The sequence below is a fragment of the Mycobacterium sp. genome, assembly GCF_032159565.1.
Taxonomy (GTDB): Bacteria; Actinomycetota; Actinomycetes; order Mycobacteriales; family Mycobacteriaceae; genus Mycobacterium.
The window spans coordinates 1-16,876 of sequence record NZ_JAVHWR010000101.1 but is presented as its reverse complement, the minus strand read 5'-3'; the positions used below and the strand labels follow the sequence as shown (position 1 = coordinate 16,876).

Genomic DNA, 16,876 nt, shown 5'->3' with positions numbered 1-16,876 from the left:
GTCCCGGCGCGGGTGGTCCTCGAGCTGGCGCAGCGGGGAGTAGCGCTCGCGAAGGAGCACGGCAGCGAACACGGGCCGCCGGTGTCGCTGCTCGACCAGGAAGTGCTCGCCGTCAGCTCCGACTGCGGCGACGTCGACATTCCGATGCGATGTGTGTTCGCCTTGACCGCAATGGGTTTCTTACCGCAGGCAACGGCTGCCGGTCGGGGCGAGAGTCTGGACCCGGAGACGGTGGCTGCCGATGAGATCGTGCGAGTGCGTGCGCTGCCCGCGTGGCTGCGGATCGACGCCCGCTTCGGCTCGGTGTACCGCCGCCGCGGCGACCCGGCCGTAGTCCTGCGCTGACTTCCCTCCGCGAGCAGACGCAAACTCGCATTCTTCCGCGCATATTTGTGCGAGTTTGCGTCTGTTCGCCAGAGAAACTAGACCAGCCAGGCGGTGGCGTTTGGCGGCAGCTCACCGTCGACCACCTCAGCGCTAGCGAGCAGCACCTCACCCGCAGGCAGTGCAAGGGGTTCCGACCCGGCGTTCAGCGCGCACACCAGACCGCCGTCGACGACTCGATACACCAGCGTGTCGGCCGGTGAGTCCAGCCATTCGATCGCGGTGCCGTCGAATTCGCCTCGGCTGAAACGCAATCGCAGCGCCTCGCGGTAGAACGACAGCGTCGACCCCGGATCCTTCAGCTGCTTTTCGACCGTCAGCGACGACCACTCCTTCGGCAACGGCAGCCAGGTGTCGGGGTTCGTCGAGAATCCGAACGGCGGAGCGTCGCCCTCCCACGGGATCGGCACCCGCGACGCGTCGCGGCCGCGTCGGGTGTGCCCGGAGCGCTCCCACACCGGATCGCGCAGCGCCTCATCGGGAAGTTCCACATTGGCCAGGCCGAGTTCCTCGCCGTTGTAGATGAACACCGCACCCGGCAGCGCCAGCATCAACAGCGCCATCGCCCACGCGCGCGCCAAGCCGAGGTCGCCGCCGCCGTACCGGGTGACATCGCGGTCGACGTCGTGGTTGGACAGCGTCCACGTCGGCGTCGCCTTCTCGATCGCCGCGGCCGCCAACGAGTTCTCGACGGCACCGCGGATGTCCGCGGCGTCGAACTCCGCCCGCAACAGCCGAAAGTTGAAGCCCAGGTGCAATTCGTCGGCGCGCAGGTACCGGGCGAACTGCTCGTTGTCGTACACCCACACCTCACCGATGGCGACGGCCTGCGGGTAATCGTTGAGCACCGTGCGAATGTGGCGGTGGATCTCGTGCACACCGTCATGGTTGAACCGAGGGTCGTCGTCCATATCGGCGAGCATCACCTCGGCCTCGACGACCTCCATGTCGGGCAGGCCCGGCGGCTTGGCCATGCCGTGCGCGACGTCGATACGGAAGCCGTCGACACCGCGTTCGAGCCAGAACCGCAGCGTCTTCTCGAGGTCGTCGTAGACCTCGCGGTTCTCCCAGTTGAGATCGGGCTGCTCGGCGTCGAACAGATGCAGATACCACTGCCCGAGATTGCCGTCTGCTTCGGTGACACGGGTCCACGCGGGTCCGCCGAAGATCGACACCCAGTTGTTCGGCGGGTGGATGCCGTCAGGCCCGGTGCCGTCGCGGAAGATGTAGCGCTGGCGGGCGTCGGTGCCGGGGCCCGCGGCCAGCGCGGCCTGAAACCACGGATGCGCCGAGCTGGTGTGGTTGGGCACCAGGTCCATCGTCACCTTGATGCCTCGGGCGTGGGAGGCCTCGATCAGGCGGTCGAGCGCGGCCATCCCGCCGAACAGCGCGTCGACGTCGCGCGGATCGGACACGTCGTAGCCGTGGTCGGCCATCGGCGACACCATCACCGGGTTCAGCCAGATCGCGTCGACGCCCAGCGTCTCGAGGTAGTCCAGCCGCGATGCGACGCCGTCGAGATCGCCGATGCCGTCGCCGTTCGCGTCACAGAACGAGCGCGGATACACCTGGTAGAACACCGCATGCGACCACCACGGCCGGGCGGTCTCGTCAATCACGGGCACCAGCATGAGCGTAATCGTCGCGAGCCGACCCGCTGCTCGCCGAGCTGCGTAGGGTGCGCGTCCCGGTGGGTAAGCGGACGCGCCGTGACGTGTGTCCAGGAGTCGGCTTCACAGCACGTCAGAACGGCGAGTTGACCATCGAGTGGGCTGCCATCTCCAGATAGGCCAGCAGCTGCTGGCGGTGCTCGTCGTCGAGGGTCTGCGAGTCGATCGATGCCACGGCGGTGTGCATGCACCGCAGCCAGGCGTCGCGCTCGATGAAACCGATCTTGAACGGGCTGTGTCGCATCCGCAGCCGTGGATGGCCGCGCTGATCGGAGTAGGTGCGCGGGCCTCCCCAGTACTGCTCGAGGAACATCCGCAGCCGCACCTCGGCGGCGTCGAGATCGTCCTCGGGGTACAGCGGACGCAGGATCTCGTCCTCGCGGACCAGCTTGTAGAACCGCGACACGATGGCATTGAAGGTGTCGTGGCCACCGACTTCGTCGTAGAAGGACCGCTGGGACTGTGTCACGTTACCCATTGTCCCAACTCGCCCAAACCGATGTGCCTGCCGGTGATGTCATGCGAAGTTCACCCTGCTGACCAGCCGACACGAATGAATTTGTTATGCGGTAGACCCCAATCCGTGATGAACTGTCGGTCGGAGGACGAATGGCGCATCGCAAGGGCCACGGCCACCGGCATTCCGGGGTCGCGGCGGGCTTATCCGGGGCCGCGCCCACCCCGACGCTGCTGCACAGCGTCGAAACGCACCCTCCCGCTCGCGACGGTTCGATCTGGGGCCGTCGCCGGGTATTGCTCCTGAACTCGACATACGAACCCCTGACGGCCCTGCCGATGCGCAGGGCCGTGGTCATGCTGATTTGCGGCAAGGCCGACGTCGTACACGCCGACCCGTCCGGGCCGGTGATCCACTCGGCCTCCCGGTCGGTGGCCGTGCCGTCGGTGATCCGGCTCCGTTCCTACGTGCGGGTGCCCTACCGGGCGCGCGTCCCGATGACCCGGGCCGCGCTCATGCACCGCGACCGGTTCCGCTGTGCCTACTGCGGCAGCAAGGCCGACACCGTCGACCACGTGGTGCCCCGTAGCCGCGGCGGCGACCACACCTGGGAGAACTGTGTGGCCGCCTGCTCGACGTGCAACCATCGCAAGGCCGACCGGCTGCTGGCTGAGCTGGGCTGGACGCTGCGCTCGACCCCGACGCGGCCCAAGGGTCAGCACTGGCGGCTGCTGTCGACGGTGAAGGAACTCGATCCCGCATGGATGCGATACCTGGGTGAGGGCGCGGCCTAGCGGGTCGCCGCGATAGGGTTTGCGCGTGAGCACCGCACTTGCACATTCGCTACTAGGCGGGGTGCCGCTGGCAGTCTTGTTGGTCTTGGTCCTGCTCATCTGGGGCGTCGGCAAGAACCGCAAGGGCCCGCACCCGGCCGCCTACAAGATGTCCGACACCGAGTGGACGCATGCGCCGATCCTGTGGGCTGCAGACGAGCCCGAGTCGCATGGGCATGCGCATCCGTTGACGATTGGAGGCGGCGCCAGTGGCAAGTGGTGAGGTCGCGACGCGCGAGCCGGCCGATCTGCCCCGCGGCTGGGTCGTTACGACCAGCGGACGAATCTCCGGCGTCACCGAGCCCGGCGAGTTGTCGATCACCTATCCGTTCCCGGTCAAGGACCTGGTGCGGATCGATGACGCGCTGAAGTTCGGGTCGCGTCGGGCGAAGGCCCGTTTCGCGGTGTACATCGGCGACCTGGGCGCCGACACCGCCGCGACCGCGCGCGCTGTCCTTGCCGAGGTGCCGACGCCGAACAACGCTGTGTTGCTCGCCGTTTCGCCGAACCAGAAGGCCATCGAGGTCGTCTACGGCTCGGAGTTGCAGGGCCGAGGCATCGAGGAGTCCGCTCCACTCGGTGTGAAGGCCGCCGCGGCGTCGTTCAATTACGGCAACCTGATCGCCGGCCTCGTCAGCGCGATCAAGGTGATGAGCGCCGGCGTCTCGCCGGCCTGATCGTTCCCCCGGCACCGCGAGCGCGCGTGTTTGCGCGCGACACGCCGGGCACGGGTCATCATCCGCGCACGGTCGTCGGTCGCGAGCGTGCGCAGTCTGTCAGTGTTCTTGACGGCGCTGTCCCTAGCTCGCGGTAATGGCGAGCTAGGCGATATCGAAAGCCCGAGCCCGCAGCGCGCGTTCGACGCCCGCGCGGCCTTCGACAACCAGCCGTCGCAGCGACGGCTGCATCTCGCCGCTCAGGAACCGGTCGGCGGCGGCCAACGCGTCCTCGCTGATGTCCCACGACGGGTACAGACCGACGACGACCGTCTGCGCTACCTCGCTGGAGCGCCGCTGCCACACGCCGAGGATGGCCTCGAAGTACTTCGCCGTGAAGGGCTGCAGCAGCGCCTGCTGACCGGGCTGCACGAAGCCGTCGATGATCGCGCGCCCGACGATGTTGGGCAGTGTGTCGTCCTCCATGACGAGCTGCCACGCGGTGTTCTTCACGACGATCTGCGGACGTGCTGCTGCGGCGCGAGCGGCGTTGCGCTTGCCCGCCGCGGTGGGATCGCGTTCGGCTTCGGCATCGATGAAAGGCGTTGCCTGGCTTTCGCCGTCGATGTCACCCGCCGCGCACAGCGCGGTGACGATGCGCCACCGCAGATCGGTGTCGATGTCGAGCCCGGGCAGGCCGTGCTCGGCGGGATCGGTGTCGAGCAGCGCGGCCAGCACGGCGACATGCCGCAGAGCGAGCACCGATGTGCACAGCGCGTTGACGTAGGCCAGCTGGTGGTCCGAGCCGGGCTCAGCGCCGCGGGCGAGTTCGAGCAGCCGGTCGGCGAACGCCGGCCAGCCGTCCGAGCAGGCCCAGTCCGGGTCGGCGTAGGAACGCAGCGCGGTCTGCGCCTGAAGCAGCAGCCGTTGGGCGACACCGACCTCGGTCTCGGCGTGCACACCCGCCTTGACCAAGGCGACGAAGTCGCGGGCCTTCAGCTCGGCCTCGCGCGTCATCTCCCATGCCGCGGACCAGGCCAGGGTGCGGGGGAGCGGTTCGGCGATGTCGGCGATGCGCGTCAGCACGGTCTCCAACGAGTCCGGGTCTAGCCGCAGTGAGCAGTAGGTCAGGTCATCGTCATTGACCATGATCAGCTTGCCGCGCGGAACACCTTGGAGGGCAGGCACTTCGGTGGAGTCGCCCTCGATGTCGAGCTCTTCGCGGTGTACCCGGACCAGCTTGCCGGAGCCGTCGTCGTCGTAGATCCCGACGGCGAGCCGGTGCACGCGGGTTTCGCCGGCACCGGGCTGCGCGCCGCTCTGGCTGATCGCGAAGCGGCTGAACTTGCCGTCGCCATCGACGTCGAAGTCGGCGCGCAGCGTATTCAGCCCGGTGGTCTTGAGCCACTGCCTGCCCCAGTGCGACAGGTCGCGTCCCGACGACTTCTCCAGCGCGCCAAGCAGATCGCCGAAGGTGGCGTTGTCGAAGGCGTGGTCGCGGAAGTAGTCGCGCAGCCCGGCAAGGAACGCCTCGAGTCCGACGTAGGCGACCAACTGCTTGAGCACGCTGGCGCCCTTGGCGTAGGTGATGCCGTCGAAGTTCACCTCGACGGCGGCGAGATCTGGAATGTCGGCGGCTACGGGATGCGTCGACGGCAACTGGTCCTGCCGGTAGGCCCACGACTTCTCGGCATTGGCGAACGTCGTCCACGCCTCTTTGTACTCGGTGGCTTCGGCCTGGCACAGCACCGATGCGAACGTCGCGAACGACTCGTTGAGCCACAGGTCGTCCCACCACTTCATGGTCACCAGATCGCCGAACCACATGTGCGCCATCTCGTGCAGCACTGTTTCGGCGCGACGCTCGTAGGACGCGCGGGTGACCTTGCTGCGGAAGACGTAGTCCTCCAAAAACGTTACGGCTCCTGCGTTTTCCATTGCGCCTGCATTGAACTCGGGCACGAAGAGCTGGTCGTACTTGCCGAACGCGTACGGCTCACCGAAATTGCGGTGGTAGAAGTCGAAGCCCTGCTTGGTCTCGGTGAACAGCCGGTCGGCGTCCATGTACTCGGCCAGCGACTTCCGGCAGTACAGGCCCAGCGGGATCTCGCCGTGCTCGTCGGTGTAGGCGTCTCGCCAGACGGCGTACGGCCCGGCGATCAGCGCGACGAGGTAGGTGCTCATTTTGGGCGTCGTCGCGAAGGTCAAAGTCTTGGCGCCACCGGCGACCTGGACGTCAGCGGGGGCGCCGTTGGACACCACCTCCCAGTGCGCGGGTGCGGTGACCTTGATGTCAAATGTCGCCTTCAGGTCGGGCTGGTCGAAACACGCGAACATCCTTTTCGCATCGGCGGTTTCGAACTGCGAGTAGAGGTAGACCTCGTTGTCGACCGGGTCGACGAAGCGGTGCAGGCCCTCGCCGGTGTTCGAGTACAGGCACAACGCGTCGACGACGAGGGTGTTGCGCTCCTGCAGGCCTTGCAGTGCGATACCGGTGGATTCGTCGTACCCGGAGACGTCGAGGTCGATGCCGTTGAGGGTGGCGCGCTGCACGCTGTCGGCTGCGATGTCGATGTAGGTGTCAGCGCCGGGAAGTGCGCTGAACTCCACGGTCGTAATGGACCGGAACATCTTCTCGCCTGGCGCCCCTGCGCCATCGGTCAGGTCGAGGTCTACGCCGTAGCGGTCGACGGTGACGAGCGCCGCTCGTTCGATGGCTTGGTCGCGAGTCAGATTGGGAAGAACCACACGTCCAACTTAGTGGTCCCGCTCGCGAGGAGGCAGATTAGAAGCCCGGCACCTGCGGAACGCCCGGCATTCCTTGAAGGCCTTGCAGGGTGTTCAGGAACGTCCCATTGCCGATCGACCCCATCATCTGCGGGCAGTACATCGAGATCGCGATGCCGGTGAAGAACGACGCCATGCCGGGGCTGATGCCGTTGTCGGCGACGGAGGTCGCGACCTGGGCGAACGACTTACCCGGTTCGACCAGCATCGGGCACACTTGCTGGCCCAGTTGTGCGGTGAGGTCGGGGTTGTTGTCCGCGTAGCCGATACCGGCACGGTTGATTGCGGACAGGAATGCGTCGCCGTTGGGGTCGACAGGGTCGGCGGATGCAGGCGCAGCGAGCGCGATGCCGGTTGCGATCATGGTGGCCGTGACGGCCCCTGCGCTGGCTCGATTGATTCGTGTCACTTGTGTAACAGTGGTGCACCTAGGTCACATTGACAACACGCTTCAATAAAGGTTTGGAACAGCCTCGCGCGGCGCATGGTTGAGGTGACTGAGTTTTGTTCCACGACACCCGACCGAGAGGAACCCGTCCATGCCCGAGAAGTCCGCCGCCGATTTTTGGTTCGACCCGCTGTGCCCGTGGTGCTGGATCACGTCGCGATGGATTCTCGAAGTGGAGAAGGTGCGCGATATCGACGTGAAATTTCACGTGATGAGCCTCGCGGTGCTGAACGAGGGACGTGACCTGCCCGAGCAATACCTCGAAATGATGAAGAAGGCATGGAAGCCGGTGCGGGTGGCGATCGCCGCCGAGCAGGCCAAGGGTTCGGAGATCCTGGCGCCGCTGTACACCGCGATGGGCACACGCATCCACAACCAGGACAACAAGGACTTTGACGTCGTCATCAAGGAGTCGCTGGCGGAAGTCGGGCTGCCGGCTGAGTTGGCGGAGGCTGCCGACACCGACAAGTACGACGAGGCCCTACGCAAGAGTCACCACGAGGGCATGGACCCAGTCGGGGAGGACGTGGGCACGCCGACGATCCACGTCAACGGCGTCGCGTTCTTCGGTCCGGTGCTGTCGAGGATCCCGCGCGGCGAGGAAGCGGGCAAGCTGTGGGACGCGTCGGTGACCTTCGCGTCGTATCCGCACTTCTGGGAACTGAAGCGGACCCGCACAGAGGCGCCCGAGTTCGACTGAGCGTTAGGCGGCGGGTTCCGCCGAGATCGACGAAATGGCGAGCCCATCTCGCACTTCCTCGCCCAAACGTTGGTTTGGGCGAAGGGGTTTCTGCAGGCTCTGCCAGAATGACCGCCATGCGCGTCTACCTGGGCTCTGACCACGCGGGCTTCGAACTCAAGAACGAGATCATCGAGCACCTCAAGAAGACCGGGCACGAGCCCATCGACTGCGGCGCCTACACCTATGACGCCGAGGACGACTACCCTGCGTTCTGCATCGCCACGGCACTGAAGACCGTCGGCGACAACGAGAGCCTCGGCATCGTCATCGGCGGCTCCGGCAACGGCGAGCAGATCGCCGCCAACAAGGTGCCGGGCGCTCGCTGCGGGCTGGCGTGGAGCACCGAGACAGCCTCGTTGGCCCGCGAGCACAACAAGGCGCAGCTGATCGGCATTGGCGCGCGCATGCACACCGTGCCGGAGGCGCTGGAGATGGTCGACGCATTCCTGTCGACCCCGTGGTCGGGAGCCGAGCGGCACCAGCGTCGTATCGAAATCCTGAAGAAGTACGAGGAGACGCACGTGCCGCCGAGCGTGCCCGGCGCGCCGGCCTGACGGATGCCCGAAGGCCACACGCTTCATCGACTGGCTCGGCTCCACCAGCGAAAGTTCGGACGCGCGCCCGTCATCGTCTCCAGCCCGCAGGGCCGCTTCGCCGACGGGGCCGCCGCCGTCAACGGCCGGGTGCTGAAGAAGGCCAGCGCCTGGGGCAAGCATCTGTTCCACCACTATGAGGGCGGCCGCATCGTGCACGTGCACCTCGGGCTCTACGGCAAGTTCAGCGAAGTCGAGCTGCCGATGCCGCTGCCGGTGGGACAGGTGCGGATGCGGATGATCGGGACGGACTTCGGCACCGACCTGCGCGGGCCGACGGTGTGCGAAGTGATCGAGGAACCCGACGTCGATGATGTGATTGCGCGACTCGGCCCGGACCCGTTGCGGCGCGACGCCGACGGTTCGTTGGCATGGGCGCGAATCAGCAAGTCTCGCAGGCCGATCGGCGCACTGCTGATGGACCAGACGGTGATCGCGGGCGTCGGCAACGTGTATCGCAACGAGCTGCTGTTTCGTCATCGCATCGACCCGTACCGGTTCGGTGTGAACATCGGCGAGGACGAATTCGACGCGATGTGGGCCGATCTCGTCGAGCTGATGAAGGTGGGGCTGCGGCGCGGCAAGATCATCACGGTCGACCGCGAGGACGACCACGGCCTGCCGTCGTACCTGCCCGGGCGTCCGCGGACCTACGTGTACCGGCGCGCCGGCGAGCCATGTCGGATTTGCGGCACGGAGGTGCGCACTGCCGTGCTCGAAGGCCGCAATCTGTTCTGGTGCCCGACCGACCAGACGTAGGCGGCCCCTGCCTCATGCGCCGGCCGTCACTGCGGCGCCGGTCGGCTGATCGACGGCGCGCGGCCTTGTGTGCTGTTGATCGTGCTGGTGATCCGGCCGTTGTCGGTGTTCTTCATGTTCGGTAGGAACAAGTTGTCGTCCCACGTCGAAAGCCGGCTCAGCGTGCCGATTCCGGCGAGTGGCGGCCGCGGGGCGCTGGGCACCCGACGGCGGGCCAAGTCGGCGGGCAAGTGGCGTTCGCGGATCGACCGTCGGCCGTTGAGCTGGCAGGAGAACATCGTGGTGTCGTGGACGGGAATGCGCGGTGTGGTGACTTTGGCTGCGGCAGCGGCAATTCCGGCGACGACGGTGTCCGGCCAGCCGTTCCCCGAACGCGCGACCATTCAGGCGGTGGCGTTCGTGGTGAGCGTCGGGACGTTGTTGGTTCAGGGCTGGACGCTGCCGCTGCTGATTCGGCGTCTGCACCTATCGAGGTTCAGCGACGATTATGCCGCCGACCGCGAGGAGGAACTCAAGGCCGAACGCGTGGTGCACGATGCGGCCGACGAGGTGCTGGCGCAATTCCGGGCGAACCCGCCGCAGGGAATGGACCCACGCGTGCTCGCCGAGATCCGCGCCGTCGTCGCACGGCATTCGCAGGACGCCGACGAAATGCCCGATCCCGATGCGCACACGAAGCGATCCGAAGTGTTCGCGGCTTTGTATCGCGACGTCTTGGCCGCGCAGCGGGAGGCATTGATCGCGGAACGCGATGAGGGTGGCATCGAGGATGAAGCGGTGCGCGGCATGCTGGAACGGCTGGACCTGCAGGAGGCCGGTGTGTCAGCGCGCCTGGAGAGCCGGTTCTAACTTTCGCCGAGCAGACGTAAACTCGCACGAAATTGCGCCGGGCCGTGCGAGTTTGCGTCTGCTCGCGAGAGATAGTCAGAAGCCGCCGAAGTCTCCACCGAAGTCGCCGCCGCCGAAGTCGCCGCCGCCCCAGCCACCGCTGTCGCCACCGCCCCAGCTGTCGCCACCCCAGCCGCCGCCGTCGCCGCCACCCGTATCGCCGCCGCCGTCGTATCCGGCGTCCTGGCCGGCACCGAATCCGTCGGAATAACCGTCGCCGTAACCGTTTTCGAAGCCTTGGGCGCCGTAGTCCACGCCGTTCATGCCCGAGAACATCGCGTCGAACAGCAGCACCGAGCCCAGCCCCCACGCGCCCGCGATGAGTGCCGGTTTCCACCACGGCTCGGAGTACCAGCCGGCCGGAACCGGGCGGCCCGCGACGCGACCGCCGGGGTAGTAGTTCGGGGTGCGCTCGGTCGGGTTTGGTGAGGCTTCGATGTCGCGGCCATCGAAGTTGACGCGCCGGTCCTCGGTGACGACGCCCGCCGACTTCTGGCCGGACAGCGACTCGAGCTCAGGCCCGGGGTCCATGCCCATCGCGGTGCGGGCGGCGCGCACGTAGTAGAGCCCTTCGTTGGCGCTTTCCTTGGCGAGCAGCGCCTGCTTCGCGGTGGTGGCCTGTTCGATTTGCGCGCCGGCGGCGTTGAAGCGCTCAGAAGCGTCGGCGAGGGCCTGCTTGGACGCGTCGTCGGTGCCGGTCAGGTTGATGACCTGACCGCCGAGCCGGTCGATGGCTCTGCGGGCGTCGGCCTTGGCGTCGGCCAGGGAGGCGGCGTTTCGGCTGGCTGAATTGCGCGACGCGCTCCAGACAGCCAGGCCGATCGCAGCGACGACCAGAATGATGAGGACCAGCAAGACGCCGTTCATGTGACCAGCGTACTCACAGGAAATTGCGGTTTCGGGGCCCTGAACTAATCGCGGGTTACGCCCAGAGCGGAGTAGACCTCGTTGGAGAGTGCGACGCTACGGGGGTCGGCGTTGCACTTGGTGGCGTCGAAGTTGTTCATGACGTAGGCGTAGCCGACGCGGTGTTCGAGATCGACGAAACCGAAGCTCCCGCCCGAGCCGCCGTGGCCGAAGATCTTGGTGTTGGGGCCGTTCATCCCGCGTTGGTTGAGCATGTAGCCAAGGCCCCAGCCGTGGTCGGCGACGCGTGGACCGAGGACGAAGTCGGTGTCGAAGCCGCCCTGCGAGATTCGGCATTTCTCCATGTGCTCGTTGGTAAGCAGCTTGCCTTGGGCGAGCGCGTTGTAGAAGGTGGCGAGGCCGCGGGCCGACACGTGAGCGTTGGTGGCGGGGAATTCTGCTGTGCGCCAAGCGGTGATATCGCTGGAGCCGAGTTCGTCGTCGGGGATGAAGCCCATCGCGATGGAGAATGCCGCCAACGGGTGCTCTTCGAGGGTGGTCGGGTCTCCCGGTGCGCTGCCTGTCGCGAGGACGTCGCGGATGTGGGGCTTGTTGACCATGTCGGCGCAGCGGTGATGCTCGGCGGCGGGCAGGCCGATGTGGACGTCGATGCCGAGCGGCTCGGCGATTTCTTTGCGGAGGTATTCGCCGAGAGTGCGGCCGGTGACCCGGCGGACGATCTCGCCGAGGATAAAGCCGAAGCTGACCATGTGGTAGCCCTGCGCGGTGCCGGGCTGCCACCAGGGTTCGGCCTTGGCGATGCGGTCGCAGACGACGTCCCAGTCGAGGGTCTCCTCGGGTGTGAGGCGGGTGCGAGGGCCGATGACGCCGGAGCGATGACCCATCACGGTAGCGAGGGTGATGTCTTGCTTTCCGGCTTGGGCGAATTCGGGCCAGTAGTCGGCGACGGGGTCGTTCAGGTCGAGTTCTCCGCGATCGGCGAGGAGGTGAACGCAGGTGCTAGTCAATGCTTTTGAGCCGGAGAAGATGCTGGCGAGGGTGTCGTGTCGCCATCTTCGTTTGCCCACTGCGTCGGCGTTGCCGCCCCAGAGGTCGACGGCGAGTTCGCCGTCGACCCAGACGGCGATGGCAGCGCCGACCTCGTTGCGATCGCGGAAGTTGGTTTCGAAAGCGTCACGGACGCGCGCGAAGTCGGGGAAGCAGGAGCCGTTGACGGTGACTCGCGAATGGTCGATCACGAGCCTCCTGACGACGACGGCCAAGGATGGCCTGAAGCGCCGACCGTATGGGCGCAGCCTGTTAAGGCTGTCAGTCCGAGGCTGAGAGTCGGTTGCGGTTCGATTGCGATTCGGCAGAGATGCTAATGGTGACGACTGCGACGGCACCGCGTCGGCACAGTCGGCAGTGCGTTTGCGCTAATACCGACGGGCAACGACATCGTGGCATCCTCCACAGCCCGCGGCCAGGAGCACTCAGGCTTGAAATTTGAATCGAAAACGGCAGCCCTGACGCCAGCAAACTTGATACTTTTCGCGGGAACTCGAAAATTGCTCAAACGGAGGGAAAGCAATGAAGAGAATCCTTGGTGCTGTGTCCGCGGCGATCGCCGCTACAGCGGGCATTGCCGTCGGACCGGCCGGACTGGCCGCTGCAGATGCCGAATTGAACGGGACTTACACATTGACCGTCGACGACACTCAGTCCACCTCGAGCGGGGGACCCACGATAGCGAACCCGCAGGTTCGGACGACCCAATGGGTTGTCACCTCGTGCGGCGCGGGCTGCGCTCATGTGAGCATCCCCGGCGCCCCCAACCTCCCAGGGGCCAACGGCGGTGATTTGCACTTGGTCAACGGCAGATGGGAAATGACGCAGGACACCACCTTGATGCATTGCGGCGAGGGCCCGGACGTAACAACCGTCACGTCCCTCGATGCAACGACGCTGCAGGGAACAAAAGAGATGAACAATCATTGTGTGGGCGTTGTGATCACTTCTCCGGCCACGCTGACCCCGGCTTAGTCTGCAATGGTCGGGTGGAATTCGTGCAACCCGGCCATTGATTCGGATACGCCCGCGGAGGTCTGTCGATTAGGCGGAAACGACGGGGCACCTTTCGGACGCCCCTGTGTGACGGCTGATTTCAGTGATCCGGCACGAGAGGTCGACGAGCACAGTGGTGTTCTGCTTCTCGGTCAATGGCAGATCGGCGAGGTTGGACAGCACGCTACGCGCGAGCCGTCGAACCGGTGTGCGGCAGCGATTGCGCAGGTCCAGTTGGAGCGTCGGCTGGCGCTGTCCTCAGTACGAAAGCTGGCCGAACACAAACCCGAAGTGTTGTGGGTCGTCGGGCATCACGATCTTGCACCAGTCGTTTGGTTTGCAGGACCGCCGAGCGCCAGCGTGACCTGTTGGCCGTTCTGCAGACTGCCGACCTTCACACCACGTATGCCGTTGGTGGGGTCTGGCACCTCGTTGTGGGCGATGTTGAAGATATCGGCGTCTCCGCCGACCACCGTCGCAATCTTCGGCTGCTCGGGGGCCTGGGCAGGTGCCGGTGCGGGCTTCGGAGCCCGTGGCGTGCCGAATACGACTGCGACGTTACTGGTCTCGATGACCTCGTCCCTGGCCATGCCCACGCCAAACTCCGTCAGCGAGCAATTTCTGATGCTATCGCTCCCACTCCCTTTCATGCGGTTGGTCGCGTCGGCGGTGGGATCGCCGGAAGCGATGGAACCCTCCGCGGCGCCCTTGTAGCCGGCTTCGTCCACCTGAAGATCAAAGTTGGGGGCGTTGATGCTTCCGAGGGCTTCCGCCGTTCTGACCCATTTCTGCGCGGCGGCTTCGAGCTGTCCGTTGTACGCCAATGCCGGGCAGGTCGACTGCCCGCGAGTGCCGTTGACGGCGCCGCGCAGGTTGTCGAGTGGATCGGCGTGAGCGGCCGGTGCGGCGAACAGGCCCGCACACGCGATCAGCGTCGTCGCACCAGCGGCGAAACGGGACGTATCCGGCGAAGCGCCGCCTCAGCTGATGGGGACATCTAACTCTCCTTATTAGGTTGCTGTGGGACCTCGCGGGAAGGTGCCGACCTGGTTGGAGACGCTAGTTGCAGGCGCGCGGCGGAGATATACGGCGTTTCCCTATGCTTTCGCCGTGGTGACAGGGAGCATCGCCAAGCGTCGGGTAACAACCGGCAGGCGACTTGCTGCAGCTCCCAGCCACTAAGGCATTGGAGCGGGCGACGGGAATCGAACCCGCGTAGCTAGTTTGGAAGACTAGGGCTCTACCATTGAGCTACGCCCGCGTGTACAGCAGCACCACACTGTACCGGCGGCTATCCAACCAAATCCAATTAAAGGTTCGGCGTGCCTGGGCCGTAGTATCTGCGGTGGTTCGCGGGGTGTAGCGCAGCTTGGTAGCGCATCCGCTTTGGGAGCGGAAGGCCGCAGGTTCAAATCCTGTCACCCCGACCAGAAGCACTACCCGAGCCGTTACCGAGATCTACTGAGGAGCACCAGACGTGAAGAGCACCGTCGAGCAGTTGAGCCCCACCCGGGTTCGCATCAATGTGGAGGTGCCCTTCACCGAGCTGGAGCCCGACTTCGACCGGGCCTTCGCCCAGCTCGCGCAGCAGGTCCGTCTGCCCGGTTTCCGCCCCGGCAAGGCGCCCCGCAAGCTACTCGAGGCCCGCATCGGTCGCGGCGCCGTCCTTCAGCAGGTCGTCAACGACGCCCTGCCCAGCCGCTACAGCGAGGCCGTCACCACCACCGAGGTCCGCCCGCTCGGCCAGCCCGACATCGAGATCACCAAGCTCGAAGACAACGAGGAACTCGTCTTCACCGCCGAGGTCGACATCCGTCCCGATATCGCCATCCCCGATCTCGAAGCGCTCAAGATCGAGGTCGGCGCCATCGAGGTGTCCGACGAGGACGTCGACTCCGAGCTTCAGAATCTCCGTGCCCGCTTCGGCACCCTCACCGGCGTCGAGCGCGCCGCTGAAGACGGCGACTTCGTCTCCATCGACCTGTCCGCTTCCGTCGACGGCCGCGACGTGCCCGACGCCAAGACCGAGGGCCTGTCCCACGAGGTCGGCTCCGGCCAGCTCATCGACGGCCTCGACGAAGCGATCGTCGGCCTCAAGGCGGGGGAGACCAAGGTCTTCGCCACCACGCTCGCCGCAGGCGAGCACGCCGGCGAGGAAGCTCAGGTGACCGTCACCGTCAACTCCGTCAAGGAACGCGAGCTGCCCGAGCCCGACGACGAATTCGCCCAGCTCGCAAGCGAATTCGACACCATCGACGAACTCAAGGCCAGCCTCAAAGAGCAGGTCGAGCGCGTCAAGCGGGTCCAGCAGGCCGAGCAGATCCGCGACAAGGCCCTCGAGACGCTGCTCGACCAGATCGAGGTGCCGCTGCCCGAGAAGATCGTTCAGGCGCAGATCGACGACGCCGTCCACAACGCCATCCACGGCCTCGACCACGACGAGGATGCATTCGCCACGGCGCTGGAGGCCCAGGGCAGCAGCCGCGAAGAGTTCGACAACGACAACAAGACCAACGCCGAACGCGCCGTCAAGACCCAGCTCGTGATGGACGCCATCGCCGATCAGCTCGACGTCCAGGTCGGCCAGAACGACCTCACCGAGCGCCTCGTGCTGATGTCACGGCAGTACGGCCTCGAGCCCCAGCAGCTCCTGCAATACCTCCAGGAGAACAACCAGCTGCCGGTGATGTTCGCCGACGTCCGTCGCGGCCTGGCCGTCGCCGCCGTCGTGCACGGCGCCACCGTCACCGACACCGACGGCAACGTGATCGACACCGACGAGTTCTTCGGGCCGCCCGCGACCACGGACGCGGCCGAAGCCGCCGCTCAGATCGCCGCCCAGGGTCAAGCCGCAGCCGCCGGCAACGCCGACGCCGAGCCAGCCGAGCCCGCCGACGCCGACGCAGAAACCGACAACGCCGAGACCGATCCCGTCGACGACGAGGCGTCCGACGACACGAAGTGACGCTCTGAGCGAACGCGCGCCTGTCAGGGAGTGCGCCGCCGCGCAGTTTGGTTAGTGTCGGTGAGAAGCAATGAAGAAAGAGGTAACAAGTCGTGACTGACATGCGTTCGAACGGCGCAGGGTTCAACCTCGTCGACTCCGTCTATGAGCGCTTGCTCGCCGAGCGCATCATCTTCCTGGGGTCACAGGTCGACGACGACATCGCGAACAAGCTGTGCGCACAGATACTGCTGCTGTCGGCGGAAGACCCCACAAAGGACATCCACCTCTACATCAACTCGCCGGGCGGCTCGATCAGCGCCGGTATGGCCGTCTACGACACGATGGTGCTGGCGCCGTGTGACGTGGCGACCTACGCAATGGGCATGGCCGCCTCGATGGGTGAGTTCCTGCTGGCGGCGGGCACCAAGGGCAAGCGCTACGCGTTGCCGCACGCCCGGATCCTGATGCACCAGCCGCTCGGCGGCATCACCGGTGGCGCGGCGGACATCGCGATTCAGGCCGAGCAGTTCGCGGTCATCAAGAGGGAGATGTTCCGGTTGAACGCGGAGTTCACCGGACAGACCCTCGAGCGCATCGAGGCCGACTCCGACCGCGACCGCTGGTTCACCGCACCGGAAGCCCTCGAGTACGGCTTCGTCGACCACATCATCACCAGCGCCAATATCAACGGCTCAGGACCGGGAGCAGGACTAGACAAATGAACCCCGACATCCAACCGCAGGCCCGCTACATCCTGCCGTCGTTCATCGAACACTCCAGCTTCGGCGTCAAGGAGTCCAAC

At 65.9% G+C, this 16,876-nt stretch carries 17 protein-coding genes, 2 tRNA genes and 2 pseudogenes; 13 read left to right on the top strand and 8 right to left on the bottom strand.

What is annotated here, in order from left to right; genetic code table 11:
- A partial coding sequence (locus QOC76_RS12390) for a DUF8185 domain-containing protein (RefSeq protein ID WP_526357123.1) occupies positions 1-345 on the top strand: 345 nt, incomplete at its 5' end.
- Between the two features lie 77 nt (positions 346-422).
- Here the strand turns inward: QOC76_RS12390 and QOC76_RS12385 are convergent.
- Together QOC76_RS12385 and QOC76_RS12380 are read right to left on the bottom strand one after the other, a co-directional pair.
- The gene (locus QOC76_RS12385) at positions 423-2,009 is read right to left on the bottom strand and encodes a glycoside hydrolase family 13 protein (protein ID WP_526357122.1); all 1,587 of its coding nucleotides are present in this window, start codon (positions 2,007-2,009) and stop codon (positions 423-425) included.
- 118 nt (positions 2,010-2,127) lie between these two features.
- Entirely contained in the window at positions 2,128-2,532 is a 405-nt protein-coding gene (locus QOC76_RS12380; protein ID WP_526357121.1) for a globin, read from the bottom strand.
- Positions 2,533-2,663: 131 nt separating this feature from the next.
- On the opposite strand from QOC76_RS12380, the gene QOC76_RS12375 reads away from it, so the two are divergent.
- From QOC76_RS12375 to QOC76_RS12365, 3 genes are read left to right on the top strand one after another with little or no spacing between them, the layout of a single operon-like run.
- Positions 2,664-3,305 carry an HNH endonuclease signature motif containing protein gene (locus tag QOC76_RS12375; RefSeq protein ID WP_526357120.1) on the top strand — a complete coding sequence of 214 codons (642 nt, stop codon included), beginning with the start codon at positions 2,664-2,666 and terminating at the stop codon, positions 3,303-3,305.
- Positions 3,306-3,330: 25 nt separating this feature from the next.
- Positions 3,331-3,567 carry an aa3-type cytochrome oxidase subunit CtaJ gene (gene ctaJ, locus QOC76_RS12370; protein ID WP_526357119.1) on the top strand — a complete coding sequence of 79 codons (237 nt, stop codon included), beginning with the start codon at positions 3,331-3,333 and terminating at the stop codon, positions 3,565-3,567.
- On the top strand, positions 3,554-4,021 hold the full coding sequence (locus QOC76_RS12365) for a DUF5130 family protein (protein ID WP_526357118.1): 468 nt from the start codon (positions 3,554-3,556) through the stop codon (positions 4,019-4,021). Before ctaJ ends, QOC76_RS12365 begins: the two co-directional genes overlap by 14 nt.
- A 144-nt stretch (positions 4,022-4,165) precedes the next feature.
- Here QOC76_RS12365 and pepN read toward each other — a convergent pair whose 3' ends face one another.
- Together pepN and QOC76_RS12355 are read right to left on the bottom strand one after the other, a co-directional pair.
- A complete protein-coding gene (gene pepN, locus QOC76_RS12360; RefSeq protein WP_526357117.1) occupies positions 4,166-6,748 on the bottom strand; it encodes an aminopeptidase N in 2,583 nt (860 codons plus the stop codon).
- Between the two features lie 37 nt (positions 6,749-6,785).
- Entirely contained in the window at positions 6,786-7,151 is a 366-nt protein-coding gene (locus tag QOC76_RS12355) for a DUF732 domain-containing protein (RefSeq protein WP_526357127.1), read from the bottom strand.
- Positions 7,152-7,326: 175 nt separating this feature from the next.
- Here QOC76_RS12355 and QOC76_RS12350 point away from each other — a divergent pair, with 175 nt between their 5' ends.
- The 4 genes and pseudogenes from QOC76_RS12350 to QOC76_RS12335 form a co-directional block, all read left to right on the top strand.
- Positions 7,327-7,935, top strand: a complete 609-nt coding sequence (locus QOC76_RS12350) for a mycothiol-dependent nitroreductase Rv2466c family protein (protein ID WP_526357116.1) — start codon at positions 7,327-7,329, stop codon at positions 7,933-7,935.
- Between the two features lie 116 nt (positions 7,936-8,051).
- Positions 8,052-8,531, top strand: a complete 480-nt coding sequence (locus tag QOC76_RS12345; protein WP_526357126.1) for a ribose-5-phosphate isomerase — start codon at positions 8,052-8,054, stop codon at positions 8,529-8,531.
- A 3-nt stretch (positions 8,532-8,534) separates the two neighbouring features.
- Positions 8,535-9,329 (top strand): Fpg/Nei family DNA glycosylase, encoded by a 795-nt coding sequence (locus tag QOC76_RS12340; protein ID WP_526357115.1) that lies wholly within the window; start codon positions 8,535-8,537, stop codon positions 9,327-9,329.
- A 57-nt stretch (positions 9,330-9,386) separates the two neighbouring features.
- Positions 9,387-10,178: pseudogene (locus QOC76_RS12335) on the top strand (cation:proton antiporter domain-containing protein); the annotation flags it as partial.
- A 75-nt stretch (positions 10,179-10,253) separates the two neighbouring features.
- On the opposite strand, the gene QOC76_RS12330 reads toward QOC76_RS12335, so the two are convergent.
- Complete coding sequence (locus tag QOC76_RS12330) at positions 10,254-11,084, bottom strand: DUF1542 domain-containing protein (protein ID WP_526357114.1); 831 nt, start codon at positions 11,082-11,084, stop codon at positions 10,254-10,256.
- Between the two features lie 44 nt (positions 11,085-11,128).
- Positions 11,129-12,319 (bottom strand): serine hydrolase domain-containing protein, encoded by a 1,191-nt coding sequence (locus QOC76_RS12325; RefSeq protein WP_526357125.1) that lies wholly within the window; start codon positions 12,317-12,319, stop codon positions 11,129-11,131.
- Positions 12,320-12,674: 355 nt separating this feature from the next.
- On the opposite strand from QOC76_RS12325, the gene QOC76_RS12320 reads away from it, so the two are divergent.
- Positions 12,675-13,106, top strand: a complete 432-nt coding sequence (locus QOC76_RS12320) for a hypothetical protein (RefSeq protein WP_526357113.1) — start codon at positions 12,675-12,677, stop codon at positions 13,104-13,106.
- 332 nt (positions 13,107-13,438) lie between these two features.
- Here the strand turns inward: QOC76_RS12320 and QOC76_RS12315 are convergent, their stop codons facing one another.
- Together QOC76_RS12315 and QOC76_RS12310 are read right to left on the bottom strand one after the other, a co-directional pair.
- Complete coding sequence (locus tag QOC76_RS12315; protein ID WP_526357112.1) at positions 13,439-13,951, bottom strand: hypothetical protein; 513 nt, start codon at positions 13,949-13,951, stop codon at positions 13,439-13,441.
- A gap of 363 nt (positions 13,952-14,314) precedes the next feature.
- Positions 14,315-14,388: transfer RNA gene (locus QOC76_RS12310), tRNA-Gly, on the bottom strand.
- A gap of 92 nt (positions 14,389-14,480) precedes the next feature.
- Here QOC76_RS12310 and QOC76_RS12305 point away from each other — a divergent pair.
- The 4 genes and pseudogenes from QOC76_RS12305 to clpP all read left to right on the top strand — a co-directional run.
- Positions 14,481-14,557 (top strand) — tRNA-Pro (locus QOC76_RS12305).
- A 47-nt stretch (positions 14,558-14,604) separates the two neighbouring features.
- The gene (gene tig / locus QOC76_RS12300; RefSeq protein ID WP_526357111.1) at positions 14,605-16,092 is read left to right on the top strand and encodes a trigger factor; all 1,488 of its coding nucleotides are present in this window, start codon (positions 14,605-14,607) and stop codon (positions 16,090-16,092) included.
- A gap of 101 nt (positions 16,093-16,193) precedes the next feature.
- Positions 16,194-16,796, top strand: coding sequence for a ClpP family protease (locus QOC76_RS12295; protein WP_526357124.1), 603 nt, complete (start codon positions 16,194-16,196; stop codon positions 16,794-16,796).
- A pseudogene (gene clpP, locus QOC76_RS12290) lies at positions 16,793-16,876 on the top strand (ATP-dependent Clp protease proteolytic subunit); the annotation flags it as partial. The gene QOC76_RS12295 and the pseudogene clpP, both read left to right, overlap by 4 nt.

What these genes read in the sequence shown, in the direction of transcription:
- QOC76_RS12350 (WP_526357116.1), top strand. Translation starts at nt 7,327, where the DNA reads ATGCCCGAGAAGTCCGCCGCCGATTTTTGGTTCGACCCGCTGTGCCCG.
- QOC76_RS12345 (WP_526357126.1), top strand. Translation starts at nt 8,052, where the DNA reads ATGCGCGTCTACCTGGGCTCTGACCACGCGGGCTTCGAACTCAAGAAC.
- QOC76_RS12380 (WP_526357121.1), bottom strand. Translation starts at nt 2,532, where the DNA reads ATGGGTAACGTGACACAGTCCCAGCGGTCCTTCTACGACGAAGTCGGT.
- QOC76_RS12295 (WP_526357124.1), top strand. Translation starts at nt 16,194, where the DNA reads ATGCGTTCGAACGGCGCAGGGTTCAACCTCGTCGACTCCGTCTATGAG.
- QOC76_RS12340 (WP_526357115.1), top strand. Translation starts at nt 8,535, where the DNA reads ATGCCCGAAGGCCACACGCTTCATCGACTGGCTCGGCTCCACCAGCGA.
- QOC76_RS12375 (WP_526357120.1), top strand. Translation starts at nt 2,664, where the DNA reads ATGGCGCATCGCAAGGGCCACGGCCACCGGCATTCCGGGGTCGCGGCG.
- QOC76_RS12355 (WP_526357127.1), bottom strand. Translation starts at nt 7,151, where the DNA reads ATGATCGCAACCGGCATCGCGCTCGCTGCGCCTGCATCCGCCGACCCT.
- QOC76_RS12330 (WP_526357114.1), bottom strand. Translation starts at nt 11,084, where the DNA reads ATGAACGGCGTCTTGCTGGTCCTCATCATTCTGGTCGTCGCTGCGATC.